The sequence below is a fragment of the Brachybacterium sacelli genome (assembly GCF_017876545.1).
GTDB lineage: Bacteria > Actinomycetota > Actinomycetes > Actinomycetales > Dermabacteraceae > Brachybacterium > Brachybacterium sacelli.
In genome coordinates, this window is record NZ_JAGIOD010000001.1 from 2234606 (window position 1) to 2246525 (window position 11920).

Annotated in this window: 13 protein-coding genes and 2 tRNA genes; 11 read left to right on the forward strand and 4 right to left on the reverse strand. The window is 70.4% G+C overall.

Features of this window, described 5'->3' with window-relative positions; genetic code table 11:
• The first annotated feature begins 528 nt into the window (after positions 1-528).
• Positions 529-981, forward strand: a complete 453-nt coding sequence (locus JOF43_RS10025) for a helix-turn-helix transcriptional regulator (RefSeq protein WP_209903227.1) — start codon at positions 529-531, stop codon at positions 979-981.
• Positions 982-991: 10 nt separating this feature from the next.
• Positions 992-1423 carry a VOC family protein gene (locus JOF43_RS10030; RefSeq protein WP_209901672.1) on the forward strand — a complete coding sequence of 144 codons (432 nt, stop codon included), beginning with the start codon at positions 992-994 and terminating at the stop codon, positions 1421-1423.
• A 16-nt stretch (positions 1424-1439) separates the two neighbouring features.
• Here the strand turns inward: JOF43_RS10030 and JOF43_RS10035 are convergent, their stop codons facing one another.
• Positions 1440-2228 (reverse strand): ABC transporter permease, encoded by a 789-nt coding sequence (locus JOF43_RS10035; RefSeq protein WP_209901674.1) that lies wholly within the window; start codon positions 2226-2228, stop codon positions 1440-1442.
• Positions 2225-2959 carry an ABC transporter ATP-binding protein gene (locus JOF43_RS10040; RefSeq protein ID WP_209901676.1) on the reverse strand — a complete coding sequence of 245 codons (735 nt, stop codon included), beginning with the start codon at positions 2957-2959 and terminating at the stop codon, positions 2225-2227. Before JOF43_RS10040 ends, JOF43_RS10035 begins: the two co-directional genes overlap by 4 nt.
• Positions 2960-3069: 110 nt before the next feature.
• On the opposite strand from JOF43_RS10040, the gene JOF43_RS10045 reads away from it, so the two are divergent.
• Positions 3070-4173, forward strand: a complete 1104-nt coding sequence (locus JOF43_RS10045; protein WP_245354077.1) for a sensor histidine kinase — start codon at positions 3070-3072, stop codon at positions 4171-4173.
• Positions 4170-4814 (forward strand): response regulator, encoded by a 645-nt coding sequence (locus JOF43_RS10050; protein WP_209901678.1) that lies wholly within the window; start codon positions 4170-4172, stop codon positions 4812-4814. The genes JOF43_RS10045 and JOF43_RS10050 overlap by 4 nt, the downstream gene beginning before the upstream one ends.
• A gap of 67 nt (positions 4815-4881) precedes the next feature.
• Here the strand turns inward: JOF43_RS10050 and JOF43_RS10055 are convergent.
• Positions 4882-4955: transfer RNA gene (locus JOF43_RS10055), tRNA-Gly, on the reverse strand.
• Positions 4956-5092: 137 nt separating this feature from the next.
• Here JOF43_RS10055 and JOF43_RS10060 point away from each other — a divergent pair.
• The 3 genes from JOF43_RS10060 to JOF43_RS10070 all read left to right on the forward strand — a co-directional run bounded on the left by JOF43_RS10060 (position 5093) and on the right by JOF43_RS10070 (position 7350).
• A tRNA-Pro gene (locus JOF43_RS10060) sits at positions 5093-5166 on the forward strand.
• Positions 5167-5254: 88 nt separating this feature from the next.
• Positions 5255-6634, forward strand: coding sequence for a trigger factor (gene tig, locus JOF43_RS10065; protein ID WP_209901679.1), 1380 nt, complete (start codon positions 5255-5257; stop codon positions 6632-6634).
• Positions 6635-6783: 149 nt separating this feature from the next.
• Complete coding sequence (locus JOF43_RS10070; protein WP_209901681.1) at positions 6784-7350, forward strand: dihydrofolate reductase family protein; 567 nt, start codon at positions 6784-6786, stop codon at positions 7348-7350.
• 67 nt (positions 7351-7417) lie between these two features.
• On the opposite strand, the gene JOF43_RS10075 is transcribed toward JOF43_RS10070, so the two are convergent.
• The gene (locus JOF43_RS10075) at positions 7418-8236 is read right to left on the reverse strand and encodes a C40 family peptidase (protein ID WP_209901683.1); all 819 of its coding nucleotides are present in this window, start codon (positions 8234-8236) and stop codon (positions 7418-7420) included.
• 525 nt (positions 8237-8761) lie between these two features.
• On the opposite strand from JOF43_RS10075, the gene JOF43_RS10080 reads away from it, so the two are divergent.
• The 4 genes from JOF43_RS10080 (at position 8762) to JOF43_RS10095 (ending at position 11912) form a co-directional block, all read left to right on the forward strand.
• Positions 8762-9337 (forward strand): ATP-dependent Clp protease proteolytic subunit, encoded by a 576-nt coding sequence (locus tag JOF43_RS10080; protein WP_209903231.1) that lies wholly within the window; start codon positions 8762-8764, stop codon positions 9335-9337.
• A 100-nt stretch (positions 9338-9437) separates the two neighbouring features.
• Positions 9438-10067 carry an ATP-dependent Clp protease proteolytic subunit gene (locus JOF43_RS10085; protein ID WP_209903233.1) on the forward strand — a complete coding sequence of 210 codons (630 nt, stop codon included), beginning with the start codon at positions 9438-9440 and terminating at the stop codon, positions 10065-10067.
• Between the two features lie 181 nt (positions 10068-10248).
• On the forward strand, positions 10249-11589 hold the full coding sequence (clpX, locus tag JOF43_RS10090; protein ID WP_209901685.1) for an ATP-dependent Clp protease ATP-binding subunit ClpX: 1341 nt from the start codon (positions 10249-10251) through the stop codon (positions 11587-11589).
• Complete coding sequence (locus tag JOF43_RS10095; protein WP_209901687.1) at positions 11589-11912, forward strand: chorismate mutase; 324 nt, start codon at positions 11589-11591, stop codon at positions 11910-11912. The genes clpX and JOF43_RS10095 overlap by 1 nt, the downstream gene beginning before the upstream one ends.
• Positions 11913-11920: the final 8 nt, after the last annotated feature.

The window sequence follows — 11920 nt, forward strand, 5'->3', positions numbered from 1 at the left end:
ACCGCGCTCGCCGAGGCCCGACGGCGTCGCCGCCCCGTCATCGTCGAGGCCTGCTGCGGCATCGCCCCCCTCGCCACGATCATCGGGCGCCGGGTGCCCACCGCCCGGGTGCACGTGACCGACCACGATCCGTGCCCGCTGGTCCACGCCCGGGAGAACCTCCCGCCAGGGGCCGAGGTGCACTGCGGCACCGGCCTGGGGCCCCTGCCGCCGGAGCTCGCGGGCGCGGTGGACCTCCTGGCCGCGGTCCCTCCCTACGTCCCCGCCGGGCAGTGGGACCTGATGCCGCGCGAGGCGCGCGAGCACGAACCGGTCCCCGCCCTCGTCGCCGGGCACGACGGCCTGGACGAGGTGCGGCGCCTGCTCAAGGAGGCCCCGCACTGGCTGGCCCCGGGCGGGGTGCTGCTGCTCGAGATGCACCGCGACCAGGCACCCTCCGCGCTCGCCGCCGCCCGCGGGACCGGTGCCTATGGAGAGTTGGGGACCGTGGACGGCGAGGACGGGGAAACCGCCCTCCTCCGCGCCACGATGCCGGCCAGGGCGCCCGCCCCCTCGCCGGCCGGTCCCGCCCCGGACCTCGTGCTGCTGCGACGGGTGCGGGACCGGATCGATCGCGACCACGCCCAGCCCCTCGACGTCGAGACGCTCGCGCGCACGGTGCACCTCTCCGGCGGGCACCTCAGCCGTCGCTTCCGCGAGGAGTACGGGGAATCGCCCTACTCCTACCTCATGACCCGTCGGATCGAACGGGCGATGGCCCTACTGCGGCACACCGACCGTTCCGTCACCGACATCTGCATGGCCGTCGGCTTCTCCTCGCCGGGCACCTTCAGCACCCGCTTCAAGGAGCTGCTCGGGATCCCGCCCTCGGTCTATCGCGAGCAGGGGGTCGAGGTGCTCGACTCCATGCCGCCCTGCATCGCGCGACGCGTGACCAGACCGATCAGGAAACGAGAAGCGCCGCCGCCGAGCGGGGCCTAGATTCCCAGGTATGACACAGAAGACCCGCTCCGCCACCGCCTGCTCGATCCACTCCAGCTTCCTGCCCCACACCGACGCCGAGGCCTCGCTCGCCTTCTACCGCGATGTGCTCGGCTTCGAGGTGCGGCTCGACGTCGGCGGTGGCCAGATGCGCTGGCTCACCGTCGGTCCGGCCGGTCAGGACACCGCGATCGTGCTGCACCCGCTGTTCGAGGGCAACGGGATCACACCGGAGGAGAACGCGACATTGGCCGCGCTCATCGCCAAGGGCTCCTACTTCGGGGCGAACCTCGCCGCCGACGACCTCGACGCGACCTTCGCCGCCCTCGTAGCGGCCGGGGCCGACATCGTCCAGGAGCCGATCGACCAGGACTACGGCCTGCGCGACTGCGCCGTCCGCGACCCCGCCGGCAATCTCCTGCGCATCCAGCAGTCCGCCTGATCGTCCGTTCCTACGCTCATTCCCAGCGGAACAGCCAGGAGGCGATCGTGACGCCGACGACGATCGCCGCGACGAGGGAGAGGAGCGGTGCGGCGCCGACGGGCTGCCCCGCCCACGCGGCGCCGAGTGCTTCGACGGTGGCACCGAAGGGCAGGTGGCCACCGATCCGCGCGATCGGCTCCGGCAGCGACTGGAGTCCTCCGAACATGCCGCCCGTCGCTCCGAGCAGCAGGAAGCCGATCAGGCCGATCGCGACCGCGGAGTTCGGCGTGGGGGCGGTCGCCGCCACGATCATCCCCATTGCATACATCGCCGCGGCGGCCAGGGCCAGCACCCCGAGCGCGGGAAGCAGGTCAACGGGCGGACGGGCCCCGAAGACGGTCAGGGCGACCACGAGGGCCAGGGTGATGCCGAGGACGGACTGCAGGATGCTCACGATCACCTGCGCCGCCATCACCGTCACCGGGGAGGCCGGGGTGAGGGCGAGCCGGCGCAGGATCCCGCTGCGCCGGTAGTAGGCGAGGAAGCTGGGCATGTTCAGCACTCCCACCATCGTGAGCACCATGGTGATCACCAGCGGGAGCACGAACAGGTCCAGAGCGGTGCGGCCGGCGGTGATCACCTGCTCCCCGCTGGAACCGGCGCTGGTCAGCAGGATCAGCAGCGGCAGGCCGAGCGGGACGATCAGGCCGGCGGTGTCGCGCACGACCATCTTCGCCTCGCTGAGGACCAGGACCGCCAAAGAGCGCAGGCCGGGCCTGCGGCTGCGGCGCGGCGCGGAGGCACGGGCATCGTTGGCGCTCATTCTGCGACCTCCAGGTCGTGTCCGGTGAGCTGGACGAAGGCCTCGTCCAGGGTCGAGGTGCCGGCCCGCGCGACGACCTCGGCGGGGGAGTCGGTGGTCAGCACGCATCCCGCCTCGAGCAGCACGATGCGGTCGCACAGCTGCTCGACCTCCTCCATCGTGTGGCTCACCAGGAGGATCGTGACTCCGTCCTCGCGCAGGTGCTCGAGCGTGCGCCACATGCGGCGCCGCGCCGCCGGGTCCAGGCCCGTGGTGAGCTCGTCGAGGATCACCACGCGGGGCCGTCCGGCCAGGGCGAGCGCGACCGAGAGTCGCTGCTGCTGCCCACCGGAGAGACGCTCGAAGCGGGTGTGGCGCTGGTGCCCCAGCTCGACCAGGTCGAGCAGCTCCTGGGTGGAGCGGGGATCGGGGTAGAAGCTGCGGTACAGCCGGATCAGCTCCGTGACGGTCAGGGCGCCGTGCAGCTGCGCGTCCTGGAGCTGGACCCCGAGGACCTGCCGCAGCGCGGCGCGGTCGCGGCGCGGGTCCAGGCCGAGCACGCGCACGTGTCCGTCGTCGGGGGACCGCAGTCCGGCGATCATCTCGACGGTGGTGGACTTCCCGGCCCCGTTGATCCCGAGGATCCCGAGGGTCTCGCCGTGCTGGACGCTCAGGCTGACGTCGTCCACGGCGACCGTGTTCCCGTACCTCTTGGCGACGTGCTCGACCTCGACGGCTGGTGCTCTGCTCATACCTCGACGCTAGGCACCGAGAACGGGTACGGATCAGTGCCGACGGTCACCAGTGCCACCCGTGACCATCGGCACGGGTGGCACTGGTGACCGAGCTCTAAGGTGATCCCATGCGACGACTGGGTACGGAGGGCTGGGCGGGTGTGGCGATGATGATCGTCGCCGTGGCCGTGTCCCTTCCCGTGCTGCTGTGGGACGTCCCGCTGCGTATCCCACGCCCGCTGTGGGCACTGGTGCTGGTGGTGGCGCTCGCGGCCGTGGTCGCCGTGGGAGTGCTGAGTGCCCGTCGTCGCGCCTCTCGCGCGGTGCTCGCGACCGCAGTGGTCACCGTCTGGGTCCTCGTCCTTACCGTTCCCGCGATGGGTCTGCTGCACGTGCTGGTGGTGATCACGGCCGCCGTGAGCGTGTATGTCGTGCCGCTCTCCGTGAGCCTCGCCATCGCCGGGACGAACACCGTCGTCGTGCTGATCAACAACAGCCTGGTATCGGCCGACTCCTCCGAAGTCCTGATCCTGACCGGCTTCTACCTGCTGATCCAGCTGGCCACCATCTTCAGCACCGCCACCATGCTGCGGGAGAGACGGATGCGCACCGAGCTCGCCCGCGCGCACGTGGATCTCCAGGCCGCGGGCATTCTGCTCGAGGAATCCGCGCGCACCGCCGAGCGGCTGCGCATCTCCCGCGATCTGCATGACCTCATCGGCCACCAGCTGACCGTGCTCACCCTCAATCTCGAGGCCGCGCGGCATCTCGGGGCAGGGCCGGGTGAGGAGCACGTCGAGCGGGCCGACCAGGTCGCGCGCACACTGCTGCGGGACGTGCGCTCAACGGTCGACACCCTGCGCGACAAAGGGTCGGACCTCGAGACCGCGCTGACCCGCATGGTGGACGGCGTGCCCGGACTGGCGGTCGAGATCACGGTCGAGGAGGGCCTCGAGCTCGATCAGGAGCGCGCGCTCGCCCTCGTGCGGCTGGCGCAGGAGGCGCTGACCAACACGATCCGGCATGCGCAGGCCGAGCACCTGAGCATCGACGTCAGTCGCCGCGACGGCGCCGTCGAGCTCCGTGCGGCCGATGACGGCGTCGGGGCACGAGAGGTGCGGCTCGGCAACGGTCTGCGCGGGCTGCGGGAGCGTTTCGAGGGCCTCGGCGGCGGGGTCGATGTCGAGGGGCACGAGGGATTCCGCGTGACCGGGCACCTGGAGGCGGCATGACCCGCGTGATCGTGGTCGACGACCACGCCCTGGTGCGTGAGGGCCTTCGCACCCTGCTGCAGCTGGCGGGGATCGACGTGGTCGCCGAGGGGGCCGACGGTGAGGAGGCGATCGAGGCCATCGTCCGGCACCGCGCGGACGCGGTGCTGCTGGACCTGCGGATGCCGCACCGTGACGGGATCTGGGTCCTGGAGCAGCTGCGCGAGCGTGGCGAGGAGATCCCGGTGCTGGTCCTGACCACCTTCGACGACGACGAGCTGGTGCTGGGGGCGCTCCGCGCCGGCGCCCGCGGCTACCTGCTCAAGGACGTCACCCTCGACCGGCTGGCCCGGGCCGTGCGCACGCTCGCCGACGGGGGCACGTTGATCTCCCCGTCCCTCACCGATCGTCTGCTGCGCGTGGTCCGGGCCACGGAGCCGACCGCCGACGTTCCCGCCACGACGGTGCAGCCCCTGACCGAGCGGGAGCTGGACGTCCTGCGTCTGATCGCCGAGGGGTACAGCAATCGGGAGATCGCGGGGCTCCTGCACCTGGCGGAGGGGACGGTCAAGAACCACTCCTCGACGATCCTGCAGAAGACCGGGGCGCGCGACCGCACTCAGGCGGTGCTGCGGGCGCTCCGCGACGGGGCCCTCGAATGAGCCGCACCCCGATGAGCCCCGGCGCAGAAGAGCCGCGGCCCCGAGGGAGGGGCCGCGGCTCTCGAGCTGGAGCGGGCGACGGGAATCGAACCCGCGTAATCAGTTTGGAAGACTGAGGCTCTACCATTGAGCTACGCCCGCGGACCGCTCCATTCAACCAGATCACCGGCGCGATGGCACATCCGTCGTGGGCCAGGAGACATGCATCTGCTCACAGCCCGCCAGGACGATTCAGGCAGGCGGCAGGGGGAACGGGTAATATCCCCTGGGTTGCCCTCCGGGGTGTAGCTCAGCTTGGTAGAGCACCCGCTTTGGGAGCGGGAAGTCGCAGGTTCAAATCCTGTCACCCCGACTCCGTCTCCGGGTCGCCGCCGCGTGCGAGCTCCGAGGCGTCCGTGAGAACAGACCATAGACCGACCATCCACAGGGAGACCTGACCAGTGAAGACCGAGTCCGAGAAGCTCAGCCCCACCCGGGTGAAGCTCACCGTCGAGGTGCCCTTCGACGAGCTGCAGCCCGCCGTCGAGGCCGCCACGAAGAAGATCGCCGACCAGGTGCAGATCCCCGGCTTCCGCAAGGGCAAGGTCCCCTCCCGCCTCGTCGAGCAGCGCTTCGGTCGCCCCGCGATCATGCAGGAGGCCGTCAACGACGCGCTTCCCGACTTCTACCAGCAGGCCGCCGCCGAGGCGGAGATCAAGCCCGTCGGCCGTCCCGAGGTCGAGGTCAGCGAGATCCCGGGCCTCGACGGCTCCGAGGAGGGGAACCTCGTCTTCGTCGTCGAGCAGGACGTGCGTCCCGAGCTCGACCTGCCCGACTTCTCGACCGTCGAGGTCGAGATCGAGGAGCCCACCGTCGACGACGACGCCGTCGACGTGCGCCTGACCGAGCTGCGCGAGCGCTTCGGCACCCTCGTGGGCGTGGACCGCCCCGCCGAGGACCGCGACTTCGTCTCCCTCGACCTCGTCGCCACCATCGGCGACGAGGAGGTCGAGACCGTCGAGGGCGTGTCCTACCAGATCGGTGAGGGCAACATGCTCGAGGGCCTCGACGAGGCCCTCATCGGCCTTTCTGCCGAGGAGACCACCACCTTCACCTCGAAGCTCGCCGGAGGCGACCGCGCCGGCGAGGAGGCCCTGATCACGGTCACCCCGCAGTCCGTCAAGGTGCGCGAGCTGCCCGAGGCCGACGACGAGTTCGCCGAGATGGCCTCCGAATTCGACACCATCGACGAGCTCAAGGAGGACCTGCGCACTCAGGCCGCCGCCGACGCCGAGGGCAACCGCGTGGCCCTGGCCCGCAACGCCCTGCTCGAGAAGCTGCTGGACGAGCTCGAGATCCCGGTGCCCGAGCAGCTGGTCGAGGACGAGATCAACTCGCATCTCGAGAACGAGGACAAGGAGCCGGGCGACCCGCACGGCGAGGAGATCCGCGAGGACACCACCAAGGCCGTCCGCGCCCAGTTCCTGCTGGACGAGATCAACGCGACCCGCGAAGTCAGCGTCGAGCAGGACGACCTCATGAACTACATGACCCAGTTGTCGGCGCAGTACGGCATCGAGTCCAACCAGCTGCTGCAGATGCTGGCCCAGTCCGGTCAGCTCGAGCAGATCTTCGGCGAGGTGCAGCGCTCCAAGGCGCTCGAGGTCGTCCTGGCGGACGTGACCGTGAAGAACACCGCCGGCGAGACGCTGGACCTCGGCCTGGAGACCCCGGCCGCGGAGGAGGGCGCCGAGGACACGTCCGAGGCCGAGGAGCCCGCCGCCGAGGAGTCCGTCTCCGAGGAGCCGGCCGCCGAGAAGGCCGACGACACGGAGAAGTGATCCTCCCGCCCGGCTTCGAGGCCGGGTGAGTCATCGACGGGCCATCGCCCCTTCACGGGGCGGCGGCCCGTCGTCGTGCCGGGGCGGGGCTTGTGCAGGGGCCGCCGGGGTGGAAGCGTGACCGTGCCGAGACAGCTCGAGGAGGAGCCATGGGTAAGGTCGCGTGGGGGTTCACCGCCTCGCTGGACGGGTTCATCGCCGGGCCGCGCCACGACATGCGGTGGCTCGAGGAGACCGCACCGCCGGCCGACGGGGCCACCGAGGCGATGGCGGCGGCCGTCGGCGTCATCATCTCGGGGCGCGCCGGCTACGACGCGGCGCGAGCGCAGGCCGAGGAGCGCGGCGAGCTCACCGCCGAGGCGTACGGCGGGGCCTGGGAGGGGACCGAGATCGTGCTGACCCACCGGCCCGAGGAGATCGCCGAGGACCCCGCGATCGTGCCGATGGACTGCGACGTGCGCGAGGCGGTCCGACGGGCCCAGGAGATCGCCGGGGAGGGGGACGTGCAGATCATCAGTGCGGACATCGCTCGCCAGGCCCTCGAGCACGACCTCGTCGACGAGCTGCAGATGTTCGTGGCGCCGGTGTTCCTGGGGGACGGGACGCGCATCTTCGACGTCCCGGGAGGCCGGCGCGTGGACTGGGAGCTGGTCCGGGCCCGCACGGACAGCGTGTCCTCCTGGGGTCGGATCTTCCGTCCTCGCCGGCTGGCATGACCGGCCCCATGCACGAGGGCCCGGTCTCCGTGTGGAGACCGGGCCCTCGTCGGGGAGCTTGCGTGGATCAGCGGTAGGTCACGAAGCCGATCGGGTTGCCCCAGATGCCGCGCTCGACGACCTCCTGCTTGGAGCCGGAGGCGTCGATGATCTGGCCGTCACCGGCGTAGATCGCGATGTGGCCGTCCCAGGCGACGAGATCGCCGGGCTGGGCCTCGGACTCGGAGATCCAGCGGCCGCCGTCGGCGATCGCGCCGCTGGTGCGCGGGACGTCGATGCCGGCGGCCTCGTAGGCGTAGTTCACCAGACCGGAGCAGTCCATGCCGCTCAGCGAGGAGTCACCCCAGCTGTAGGGGGTGCCGATGGCGGAGCGGGCGGCGTCCACGATGGAGCTGCTGCCTTCCGAGGAGGACGAGGCCGGGACGGCGGTGCCGCCGGAGGGGACCGAGCCGCCGTTGAGCGAGCCGAAGGTCTCCGGGCCGACGACCCCGTCGATCTGCAGGCCGTTGTTCGCCTGGTAATCCTTGACCGCGTCGTGCGTGCGGGGGCCGAAGACGCCGTCCTCGGAGAGGTCGGCACCGCTCTCGTTGAGCGTCGACTGCAGGTTCTCCACCGTGGAGCCCTCGGAGCCCCAGCGCAGCTTCTCGCTGGTGTCCAGCTGAGAGGTCGGCGCGGTCTGAACCGGGGCGGCCGGTGCGGTCTGCGCGGAGGGGGCCGCCGGAGCGGGGGAGGAGGCCGGAGCGGCCTGCGCGGATCCGGCGAACGCGGTGCCGACCAGGACGGTGCCGAGGACGGCAGCCCCACCGAGGCCGCGAGCGGCGCGCTGGGCGTTGTGGGTCGGGTTCTGGGCGCGTCCGGGGATGCGGTGCGTGTTGTGCTTGGCCATGATGTGCGAATCGTTCCTTCCGTTCCCGGCGCCAGGGGCCGGGGACTTCCTGCTAGGTGAGTGATCACCGCGTCGGGGCGATCGTCGTCGGGGCGATGACACCACCGTAGGAGCGAGTCCCCCTGCAGGTCCCGGGCTTGGAAGAGCTCGGCACGGGACTTGACGCTATTTTTGCGAGAGCACGGGTCACCGTGACCTGACCCCGGTCGAACTTGACGTGCGAGGGGGAGCTGGACCACACGGGTCAAGGCGATGAGGGTCGGCGTGAGGGCCGACGTCGGGACCTCCCAGGCCCCGGGGCCTCCGCGGACTCTCGCGGACTCTGAGGCCTCCCAGGTCCCAGGGGCTCGCGGATCGGGTCCTATGCGCCTGCGGCGAACAGCGCCCCGTCGTGTCCGGGACAGGCAATAGAGTCGTTCCATCGACGAATCCCGCTACTTAGGAGACCCTGTGACCTCTGTGACCTCCGAGATTTCTCAGAGCACCCAGCCCTCCTCGCCCCGCGCCGCGGCCGGCGACGTGCCGATGGGGCTGGACGACAACGTCTACCAGCGCCTGCTGCGCGATCGCATCGTGTGGCTCGGCTCCGAGGTCCGTGACGAGAACGCCAACGCGATCTGCGCGAAGATCCTGCTGCTCGCCGCCGAGGACCCGGACAAGGACATCTACCTCTACATCAACAGCCCCGGCGGCTCGATCACCGCGGGCATGGCCATCTACGACACCATGCAGTACGTCCAGCCGGACGTCGTGACGATCGGCATGGGCATGGCCGCGTCGATGGGCCAGTTCCTGCTCTCCTCGGGCACGCAGGGCAAGCGCTACGCGACAGCGCACACGCGCGTGCTCATGCACCAGCCGCTCGGCGGTCTGGGCGGCACCGCCACGGACATCAAGATCCAGGCCGACCTCATCCTGTCGATGAAGAAGCAGATGGCCGAGCTGACCGCCGAGCAGACCGGCAAGAGCATCGAGCAGATCATCGCCGACGGGGACCGCGACCACTGGTTCACGGCCTCCGAGGCCCTCGAGTACGGCTTCATCGACAAGATCGTCACCGGTGCAGGTGACGTCACGGGCGGCGGCGGCACCGACGACTGACCGCCCCTTCCGTCCCCCACAGACACCTTCGAAGCAAGGAGACCCCGTGACCTTCGATCCCCGCACCATCGGCGCCCTGCCGACCGCCCACGCCGGCTCGATGCCCACCTCGCGCTACGTGCTCCCGCAGTACGAGGAGCGCACCGCCTACGGCATGAAGCGTCAGGACCCGTACACCAAACTGTTCGAGGACCGCATCATCTTCCTCGGCGTGCAGGTGGACGACGCCTCGGCCGACGACGTCATGGCACAGCTGCTGGTCCTGGAGTCCCAGGACCCCGACCGTGACATCACGCTGTACATCAACAGCCCCGGCGGCTCGTTCACCGCGCTGACCGCCATCTACGACACGATGCAGTACATCAAGCCGGACATCACCACGGTGTGCCTCGGCCAGGCGGCCTCGGCCGCCGCCGTGCTGCTCGCGGCAGGAGCCCCGGGCAAGCGGCTCGCGCTCCCGAACGCCCGCATCCTGATCCACCAGCCCGCCATGGGCGGCGAGGGCGGCGGCGGCCAGGCCTCCGACCTGGAGATCCAGGCCAACGAGATCATGCGCATGCGCGGATGGCTCGAGCAGACCCTGGCCGATCATTCCGGACGCAGCAAGGAGCAGGTCAGCACCGACATCGAGCGCGACAAGATCCTCACGGCGCACGACGCCGTGGAGTACGGGCTCGTCGACCAGGTGCTGGAGTCCCGCAAGGTGCCCCGCGCCGCGATCACCCAGTGACATCGCGCCGCGTCCGGGCAGCGTCCCTCGCTCCCGGACGCGGCGCACTCCCCACCGCCGGGCCCGCCTCCCGCGACCGACCGGGACGGCGGGGTACCGTGGGACGGTCTGCGCATCGCGGGTCGAGGACCCGCGGTGCACGACGAACGCACTGGTGGTGGCCCGACGAAAGGACACGGACATGGCGCGCACGAGCGATGGGGCCGACGTGTTCAAATGCTCGTTCTGCGGGAAGTCGCAGAAGCAGGTCGAGCGTCTGATCTCCGGCCCCGGCGTGTACATCTGCGAAGAGTGCATCGAGCTGTGCAACGAGATCATCGCCGAGGAGATCCAGGCCGCCCAGCCCGCTTCCGAGGAGCAGGCGCCGCTGCCCACCCCGCAGGAGATCTTCGCCTTCCTCGGGGACTACGTCATCGGCCAGGACCCCGCCAAGCGCGCCCTCGCCGTCGCCGTCTACAACCACTACAAGCGGGTGCGCGCCCAGGACGAGGGGTCCGCCGCCTCCCCGGGCAAGAACGCCGCCGCGACCCTGGCCGAGGATGCCGAGGCCGAGCGCGACGGGATCGAGGTCGCGAAGTCCAACGTGATGATGGTCGGGCCCACCGGCTGCGGCAAGACCTACCTCGCCCAGACCCTCGCCCGCATGCTCGACGTCCCCTTCGCGATGGCCGACGCGACCGCGCTGACCGAGGCCGGCTACGTCGGCGAGGACGTCGAGAACATCCTGCTCAAGCTGTTGCAGGCCGCTGACTACGACGTCAAGAAGGCCGAGCGCGGCATCATCTACATCGACGAGGTCGACAAGATCGGCCGCAAGGCGGAGAACCCTTCGATCACCCGCGACGTCTCCGGCGAAGGTGTGCAGCAGGCCCTGCTGAAGATCCTCGAGGGGACGGTGGCCGCGGTGCCGCCGCAGGGCGGTCGCAAGCACCCCCATCAGGAGTTCATCCAGATCGACACCACGAACGTGCTGTTCGTCGTAGCGGGGGCCTTCGCCGGCATCGAGGACATCATCGGGTCGCGGATCGGCAAACGTGGCATCGGATTCGGCGCCGAGCTGCACACCCCGCTCGAGCAGGAGGCCCTGTACTCGAAACTGGTCCCCGAGGACCTGCTGAAGTTCGGCCTGATCCCCGAGTTCATCGGACGCCTGCCCGTGATCACGAGCGTGTCGAACCTCGACCGCGATGCCCTGATCAAGATCCTCACCGAGCCGCGCAACGCGCTGGTCAAGCAGTTCCAGCGGATGTTCGCCCTCGACGGGGTCGAGCTCGACTTCGAGCGCAGCGCCCTCGAGGCGGTGGCCGATCGCGCGATCGAGCGCGGCACCGGCGCGCGCGGTCTGCGGGCGATCCTCGAGGACTCCCTGCAGGAGGTCATGTTCGAGGTCCCCTCGCGCAGCGACGTCGTCAAGGTGGTCATCACCGAGGGCGTCATCGCCGAGGGAAGGGCGCCGCTGATGGTCACCGGCAAGGACAGCGACCGCGAGTCCGAGCCCTCGCGGCAGGACCGGTCCGCCTGATGGGGGACGACCGCGACGCCGTCGAGCGGGCACGCGAGCTGCTGCTCGAGGAGCGCCGCAGCATCGACAACATCGACGCCGCCCTCGTCCACCTGCTCGCCGAGCGCTTCGCCCACACCCAGCGCGTCGGCGTCCTCAAGGCGACCCACGGTCTGCCGCCCGCCGACCCCTCCCGCGAGCACGAGCAGATCGACCGGCTGCGCTCCCTCGCCGATGACGCCGGCCTCGACCCCGTCTTCGCCGAGGCGTTCATGCGCTTCATCGTCACCGAGGTGATCCGTCATCACGAGCGGATCCGCGAACAGGGGCCCGAGAGCGCCTGACCTCGGAG